The following is a 6,226-nucleotide window of genomic DNA, read 5'->3' as shown; positions in this document are numbered from 1 at the left end:
CCTGGGTGGCCGCCCAGGCCGGACCGCCGATCGTCGGATCGTAGCCCACCGCAGCCCTTGGGCTGAAGTTCGTAGCAGGATCGCGATCGGCTCTTCATCGGACCCGGATGGTTGAAGGAACCGTGGGTTCGCATCACAAGGAAGGGTCGAGGAAGATGCGTAAACATACCATGATCTGTGCCGGCATCGACACCGGCAAGCGCAAGCTCGACGTGGCGGTCGAGGCGAGCAGCGAGCACCACCAGGTTCAGAATACGCCCGACGGCCATGCGGCGCTGTCGAGGTGGTTGCGGCAGCGGGGGGTCGAGCGGATCGGCATCGAGGCGAGCGGCGGCTACGAGCAGACGGTCGTCGCGCGGCTCCGCCAGGACGGCTTCGTTGTGATCGTGTTCCAGCCGGCGCAGGTGCGGGCCTATGCCAAGTTCCGCCTGCAACGGGCGAAGAACGACAAGATCGATGCCGCCCTGATCGCCGCCTGCACGGCGGCCACCAAGACGATCCGCGCCGCCCCCGACCCGCGCCTGGCACCATTCGCGGCCCACCTGACCCTGATCGAGCAACTGACCGAGGACATCGCCCATCTCGAGACGCGACAGGAGACCTGCCGCGACGAGCGCATCCGGCGTATCTGGAAGAACGAGATGGCCCGCCTCGGGGCGCTCCTGAAGGCCGAACTGGCAAGTCTGGTCGCGGCCATCCGCCAGCACCCCGACCTCTCCGACCGGCTCGACCTCATCGCCAGCGTGCCCGGCGTCGGCCTGCGGACCGCGGTCGCCATTCTGGTCCGCATGCCCGAGATCGGCCAGCTCAGCCGCGAGCAGGCGGCCGCTCTTGCCGGGCTCGCTCCCTACGACGACGACAGCGGGGACCGCATCGGCGCGCGCCACATCGACGGTGGCCGCGAGCGTCTGCGCGGCAGCCTGTACCGCGCCGCCCTGGCCGCCTCCTTCCGCTGGAATCCGGCGCTCATCGCCCTCTACCGGCGCCTGACCGACGCCGGCAAACCACACAAGGTCGCCCTCGTCGCCTGCGCCCGAAAGATGCTCGTGTTCGTCAACACCGTGGTCCAGCGCGGCACGCCGTGGATCACCTGCCCGGCCGTCTGACGCTCCGAAATACCCGTCACGTCCAAACGCTCTTTGTCGATGCTGCTGCTCCCCTGGGGAGATCGTGGGCAGGCGCATCGCGGCTGTCCACAATCTCCCCAGGCCAACCAACCCGGTTTTAATGGTTGCTACGGGCTGCGGCGGCGTAGCGGAGGCGCCTGCTTTTTCGGCAGCGCTTTCGTGCGCCGCATGGGGTATCCCGGATCGACGAGCGCCGCGGGCCGGCCTACAACCAGACAGCGGCCCGGTATCTCGGGACCGCGGCCGGTCGCGGCCGCGGGCGGGACCGCGGGAGCGACCGATGCAGATCACGGGCATGCTCTACGGCTCGAAGCTCCTGCAGTTCGCGGGATTCCCGACCTCCGAGGTGCTCGGGCCGGGCGCCAGCGAAGCCGAGATCAAGAGCCTGATCGACCGGCACGGCGGCATCATCATCAAGCCGGTGTTCAAGGGCGGCGTCGGCAAGAAGGGCAAGGCCGGCCTGATCGGCATCGCCCGCGACCTGAAGACGGCGCTGAAGGAGAAGGAGCGGCTCTATTTCGCCGAGCTGCAGTCCGGCGGCTTCACCTTCAAGGCCAACGGCGTGACCTTCGAGGGCCTGGTTCCGGCCGAGCACGAGGTCTATTTCTCGATCACCGACGCGACCCGCTTCCGCGCCCCGACCATGACGCTCACCCACAAGGGCGGCGTCGACATCGAGGAGCTCGACAAGACCCAGGTCGCGCAGATCCCGTTCGACTCGCTCACCGGCCTGAAGGCCTTCGTGGTGGCGAACGCGCTGTCCGAGCTGCACGCCCCCAGCGCCATCATCTCGCCGCTGGTGCAGAGCCTGCCGAAGCTGTGGGAGCTCTATCACGGCTACGGCATGACCACGCTGGAGCTGAACCCGATCCGCATGCGCCCCGAGCGCGACGGGCGGCTCACCCCGGTGGCGTGCGATTTCAAGTGTGGCTTCGACCGCGACGACAGCCGCTGGCTGCGGCTCGGCCTGCCGGCCCATCTGTTCGCCGTCGACTATTCGGACTTCGAGCAGGAGATCAATCAGCTCCGTACCTATCAGGGCCAGAGCGACGTCTACGTCATCAACCCGCAGGGCACCATCCTGGCGCCGACCTTCGGGGGCGGCGCCAACTCGCTGGTGTCGGAGATCCTCGGCGATCTGGCCATCATCTCGTCGGACTTCGGCGGCAACCCGCCCTACGCCAAGATGCGCGAGGTGGCGCAGATCTGCTTCAAGCACTGGCTGAAGCAGTCCAACGTGCTGTTCATCATCGGCGGCAAGGCCAACAACACCGACATCTTCGAGACGCTGCGGGCGATCTCGGACGCGCTGCGCGAGTATTTCTCCAAGAACGGGCCGACCCCCGTCTACGTCGTCGCGGCGCGCGGCGGCCCCAACCTGATCCGCGGCTTCGGCGCGTTGCGCGACACCGTCGAGGCGCTCGGCCTGCCCTACCGGCTGTTCGGCTTCGACTCCGACATCAGCGAGGTGATCAGCTACGCCAAGCAGGCCGATGCCTGGATGCGGGCCGGCGGCCGCCAGCAGGTCGCCGAGAGCCTGAAGATCGCCTCGCCGACTGCGGCGTAGGGTTTCCTCCCATGGACTCTTCGGTGGTTCGTTCGGATCGGTTCGCTCTCCACGTCATGGCCGGGCTCGTCCCGGCCATCCACGATCTCGCTTCATCAGCACGTCCAAGACGTGGATGGCCGCGACGAGCGCGGCCATGACGAGTCGGAGCTCTCGGACGCTCCCATCGGGCATTCCGACCGGAAACGCACGCCCTGGATACGCGACGTCAGGCACGGACACGATCATGCACAAGGAAGGCATCAGCTCCTTCAAGTACTATGTCGGCATCTCGTCGCTCGACCAGGTGGCGTCGCGGCACGATCGGGTCTGCGTGCTCAACGTGCTGGGCGGCGAATCGAAGGACGTGACGCCGGTCGGCCACGTCTATTCGGGCGGCAATGTCGTGTTCGGCACATCGCCGGGTCGCAGCGGCCAGTGGCTCAAGACCTCGCTCGGCGGCATCCCGGTCTACAACGACGTGCGCGAGGGGATGGAGGCGGGCCACCGCTTCAATTGCGGCGTCATCTACCTGCCGCCCAGCGGTGCCCGCGACGGCGTCGCCGAGCTGATCCGGGTCAATCCCGAGCTGCGCAAGATCTTCATCGTCACGGAGAAGATGTCGGTGCACGACTCGCGGGAAATCCGCGCGATGGGCCAGCAGCACGGCATCGACATTTTCGGGGGCAACAGCCTCGGCGTCGCCGACTCGTGGAACGAGGTGCGGATCGGCGGCGCGCTGGGCGGCGACGCGCCGCGCGAGGCCCTGCGGCGCGGCTCGATCGCGATCTTCTCCAACTCGGGCAACTTCACCACCACCATGGCGACGTATCTGCGCATGGCCGGGTGGGGGACCACGACCCTGATCTCGTCCGGCAAGGACGTCTACATCCACTTCGCCGCCCCGGAGTTCGCCTTCGCGCTCGCCAACGACATGCGCAGCAAGGCGGCCGTGCTGTATGTCGAGCCGGGCGGCCATTACGAGCTCGATGCGCAGTTCACCAAGCCGATCGTCGCCTGCGTGGTCGGCCGCTGGAAGTCGAAGCTGACGCGGCCGGTCGGCCACGCCGGCGCGATGTCGGGCGGCGACGACGACGCGGCCGCCAAGGAGCGCTGGTTCATGGAAAAATTCGGCGTGGACGACGTGTTCACGCCGGAGCGCCCGGTGTTCTCGCGGCGCGGCGCCGTGGTCACCAACATCGCCCACATCACCCACGCGCTCACCGCCGTGATGCAGGCCAACGCTTGCCTGCCGGACTTCGAGCCGGAGGGCAATCTCAGCCTGAAGCCGTGGTTCGGCTCCAACATGGGCCTGGCGCTGCCGGCCGAGCTGGATCTGCCCGTCGTCACGGCGATGGAGCCGTATGGGCGCGAGATCGCCCGGCTCAACCGCCAGATCGGCGCCGCCTTCCCGCGCCAGTCCATGAAGGATGCCTCCGGCGCCTCGCAGATGGATCCGGCGACCCAGGTCACCACGCTCAACGGCGTCTCGGTGCTCGACGCCGCCCAGCATCCGTTCGAGGCGAATGTCGCGCTGGCGCTGCTGCATCAGGTCGGCGGGCCGAACGACCGCGCCCTGATCAACACGCTGGTCGGCGCCAGCCTCAATCTGCACGGCACGCCGATGCTGGTCGCCGCCCAGGCGGCGCGCGAGGCCGGCAATGCGCCCAATGCCGTGCTGGCCGCCGCCGTCGCGATCGCCGGGCCGAAGCCTTTCGAGGGGACGCGCCGCCTGGTGCGGCTGCTGCTCGAGGCCTTCGCCCATGCCGGCCTCGCCAGCGTGCTCGACGACGGCTTCGACGTGACGACCGCGACGCTGCCGGCCGACAGCCTCGCGCTGTTCGTCGCCGCGGCGCCCGACCCGCTGGCCGAGGCGCTGATCGCCGGCGTCGCGGCGCGCGGTGCCAAGGCGCCCTTCGTGCGTTGGCTCGCCACGCTGCCGGGACCGCCGACGTGCGACGCGGTGCGGGCCGCCATCGCCGCCTCGCTGGCCTGGGGGCCGCTGCTGCGCAAGCGCATCTCGCCCGTGACGGCCGAGACGCTGCCATGGTGGCTGCATCTGTTCGGCGTGGCGATCGGCGCCTCGGTGGCGGCCGACCAGCATGCGCCGGACGGCGTCTGCGGCTATTCGGACGCGGCGCTGATCGGCTCCGCCTCGCTCGGCGAGGTCGCCTACAAGGCGTTGACCGGGCGCGACGGCGACGCCGACTCGCTGTTCGCCTTCCAGATGCTGATCGGGCTGTTGCTCTCCAACGGGCCCGGCACCATCACGGCGCAGGGGGCGAAGGGCGCAGTCTCGTCCGACGGGCCGGAGGCGCCGGACCGGGTGCAGCTCAACAAGGCGATGCTCGGCTTCCTGACCCATTGCGGCTACGCCCATGGCGGCAACGGCTACGAGGGCATCGCCTTCCTGATCGACCAGTTCGAGCCGATCGGGCTCGACGATCCGGGCCGCCGCGACCACGGCATCGACCTCGCCGCCCGGGCGAAGGAGTTCGCCGCCTCCTACAAGGCCTACAAGGCGGAGAAGAAGGAGGCCGGCCATTCCGGCCTGCAGAAAATCCCCGGCGTGAACCACCCGGTGTTCAAGGACAAGCCGGTCAACATCGATCCGCGCGAGGGTTTCGTGCGCGAGCTCGCGGCCCGGCGGGGCGAGTACAACGTCTTCCACGAGTTCTATCACGCCGTCGTGCAGGCGCTGTTCGACGCCGGGGTGTCGCGCAACGTCTACTGCGTCAATGTCGACGCGCTGCTGTCGGCGCTGCTGCTCAAGCTGCTGTGGGCGCCGTATCGCGCCGGCGAGATCGGCCGCGACCGGCTGGAGACCGCGGCCTTCACGATCTTCCTCTACGCCCGCATGCTCGGCTGTGCCGCCGAGGCGGACGATCACATGAACCGCGGCCGCGACATGGACACCCGCACCCCGGCCTCGGCGTGCGCTTTCGTGTCGTGAGGCGAGGGGGCCGAGCCGCGGGCGCGAGCTCCGGCGGTGTCGTGCGCAGGTCACGCCCCCGCGGAAGCTCCAGCCATGCCGCGGTGACGCCCAGTGTCCCGTGGCGACCGGCGGGCGGGGCCAGGCACACAATGCCTCGCGGAAGTCCGCCGGAGCCGAGATCCGAGGCCGGTCGGGCCGGCGGCGGGGCGGGACGCTGTTCGTTGCCCGGGGCGGTTCGAAAAAACCTCCGGAGTCCGGGAACTCCCGCCGGGAACCCGTCTCGGACATCAAAAAAGAATCCCGCCACGGCGCCGGACAGCCGCCAAAAGCGACTCCGAGCGATTAAAATAACCGTGAGGTCGCAAGCTGTTAGGCGGAAACGCTCGGGGCCGCGTCGATAGCAGTTGACTCCCGAGCGGGAGAGGGGCATATAAGCGTCATCACGGGCCGCCGCCGCTTCGGCGCGATGGCGCGCCACCGAAGTTCCTCACTTAGACGTGGGACGCTGGACCCCGACGGTGTCGGGCGAATGCACTTCGGCCGTGACAGGGTGTGGGCTTCGGCTCATGACCTAGGGTAGGGGCTTCGGCTCCACGGGGACTTTGGTCCTCCGGAGGC

The 6,226-nt window shown here is 68.9% G+C and carries 3 protein-coding genes; all 3 read left to right on the top strand.

The features are described from left to right. The first annotated feature begins 155 nt into the window (after positions 1–155). The 3 genes from CH341_RS26920 to CH341_RS26910 all read left to right on the top strand — a co-directional run bounded on the left by CH341_RS26920 (position 156) and on the right by CH341_RS26910 (position 5,626). Positions 156–1,106, top strand: coding sequence for an IS110 family RNA-guided transposase (locus CH341_RS26920; RefSeq protein WP_170149821.1), 951 nt, complete (start codon positions 156–158; stop codon positions 1,104–1,106). A 301-nt stretch (positions 1,107–1,407) separates the two neighbouring features. After that, entirely contained in the window at positions 1,408–2,694 is a 1,287-nt protein-coding gene (locus CH341_RS26915) for an ATP citrate lyase citrate-binding domain-containing protein (protein WP_111422037.1), read from the top strand. Positions 2,695–2,920: 226 nt separating this feature from the next. Beyond that, on the top strand, positions 2,921–5,626 hold the full coding sequence (locus tag CH341_RS26910) for a CoA-binding protein (protein ID WP_111422036.1): 2,706 nt from the start codon (positions 2,921–2,923) through the stop codon (positions 5,624–5,626). The last annotated feature ends 600 nt before the right edge of the window (positions 5,627–6,226 follow it).

The organism is Rhodoplanes roseus (genome assembly GCF_003258865.1).
Taxonomy (GTDB): domain Bacteria; phylum Pseudomonadota; class Alphaproteobacteria; order Rhizobiales; family Xanthobacteraceae; genus Rhodoplanes; species Rhodoplanes roseus.
Note: the sequence above shows the minus strand (reverse complement) of the source record. Positions and strands in the feature narration are given on the sequence as shown.